Source organism: Aeromicrobium sp., assembly GCF_014378035.1.
In the GTDB taxonomy this organism is placed as follows: domain Bacteria; phylum Actinomycetota; class Actinomycetes; order Propionibacteriales; family Nocardioidaceae; genus Aeromicrobium.
Genome location: NZ_JACMOM010000310.1, coordinates 1 through 1517, shown reverse-complemented (window position 1 = coordinate 1517; position 1517 = coordinate 1). Strand labels below are relative to the sequence as shown.

Annotated in this window: 4 protein-coding genes; all 4 read left to right on the top strand. The window is 65.2% G+C overall.

Annotated elements, in window-relative coordinates:
• The coding region (locus H7290_RS16140) for a hypothetical protein (protein ID WP_290515044.1) at positions 1–272 on the top strand (272 nt) is incomplete at its 5' end.
• The gene (locus H7290_RS16135) at positions 269–538 is read left to right on the top strand and encodes a nucleotidyl transferase AbiEii/AbiGii toxin family protein (protein WP_290515043.1); all 270 of its coding nucleotides are present in this window, start codon (positions 269–271) and stop codon (positions 536–538) included. The genes H7290_RS16140 and H7290_RS16135, both read left to right, overlap by 4 nt.
• A 90-nt stretch (positions 539–628) precedes the next feature.
• Positions 629–1096: a nucleotidyl transferase AbiEii/AbiGii toxin family protein gene (locus tag H7290_RS16130; RefSeq protein WP_290515042.1), complete on the top strand. Its 468-nt coding sequence runs from the start codon at positions 629–631 to the stop codon at positions 1094–1096.
• 21 nt (positions 1097–1117) lie between these two features.
• A complete protein-coding gene (locus H7290_RS16125; RefSeq protein WP_290515041.1) occupies positions 1118–1255 on the top strand; it encodes a hypothetical protein in 138 nt (45 codons plus the stop codon).
• Positions 1256–1517 lie beyond the last annotated feature (262 nt).

Sequence of the window (1517 nt, the reverse complement as noted above, 5' to 3'; positions counted from 1 at the left end):
TCGTGTCGCCGAAACGCACGCGAGCGAAGCTGCCGGCCTTCATGGACGTAAGCGCGCCGCCGAGTGGAGAGGCCCCCAACCTGACTCACTACGAGGGACTTCTGGCAATGCGGGTTGCTGACGCGATCCTTGACTGCAGACCTCGGATTGAGAGGGGCCGTCTTCTCGACGCCGCCCGCGATGCTCGCAAGGAAGGCCTCGTGACTCGCGTCGAGTACGCCAAGCTGCAACGCGAGCTACGCAGGGCTCCGGCAAAGAGAAGTGCATCGTGACGTACTCGACGCCGCCACCCAACCTCAAATCGCTTGAGCAGCGGATCCGCAATCTGGAGGCCGACGACATGGGGTCGTTGCGCCGCCAAGTGACGATGGCGATGGTCGTGGTCGGACAGATGCTCCCCGAGGGTGCGGTCAAGGGCGGCACTGCGATGGCGCTTCGCTACGGGCGGAGAGAGAGTCGATTCACGCAGGACCTGGACGCCGCGCGAGTCCACCCGTTGAGCGAGTTCCTCGACGACTTCGAGGCCTCGCTCAACTAGGGCTGGGCAGGCTTCACGGGCCGTGTGGTCGACCGGAAGCCGCCGCGACCACCTGGCGTCCCGCCGACCTACGTCATGCAGCCCCTCGACGTGAAGCTGGACTATCTCGGTCGATCCTGGCGGACGGTCAAGTTCGAGCTCGGGCACAACGAGATCGATGACGGCGTCGAGCCTGAACTTCGGATCGCGTCCGATCTGGTCGAGCTCTTCACCGAGCTCGGGCTCCCCGCGCCGGGGCCGGTCCCTGTGATGCGGTCGGATCATCAGGTAGCGCAAAAGGTCCACGCCGTCTCGGAGCCGGATAGCGAGCGAGCGCGTGACCTTGTGGATCTCCAACTCCTCGACAAGGGCGAGAACCTCGACCTCGTTCAGGTCAACGCGACGTGTGTGCGGCTTTTCGACTACCGACGTCGGCAGGCATGGCCGCCGGCGATCGAGGTCGGTGCTGGCTGGGACGACCTGTACGAAGCAGCGATCGAGGGCATCGGCGTACTCCCGGACATCGGCGCAGCGGTGGTTTGGGCGAACGAGTTCATCGCGAGGATCGCTGATGCCTGACGGCCGGGTTACGGTGACCGCGTGACGACGATGAGCGCGGCGGAGTTCCTCGAGGGCGCCATGACGCTGCCCGCGGACGCTCGGCTGCGCCTCGCCAGCCGGCTGATCGAGTCGCTCGAGGTAGTGCCCGATTCGGGACAGGCTGCGGAGTCCGAGTAGGCGCCGTTCACGGTTGTGATGCGTGGCAAATACGTGGCAGGAGAATCGGCCGCGACCAACGGCGATCAGCGACGTCAAACGCGTTGCTGACCTGCTGAAACCCGTTCTCGCCGGGGCCCTGGGCGGACACCCAGGCTCGTCCACGGCTTGTGTCCTTCATTGGAGCGAATGCTCGAGACGCCCAGCCTCAGTATGGACAGGAGCCACCTTGCAGATCGACACGACCACGCTTAACGACGAAGAGCGCATGAACGCAGGCACC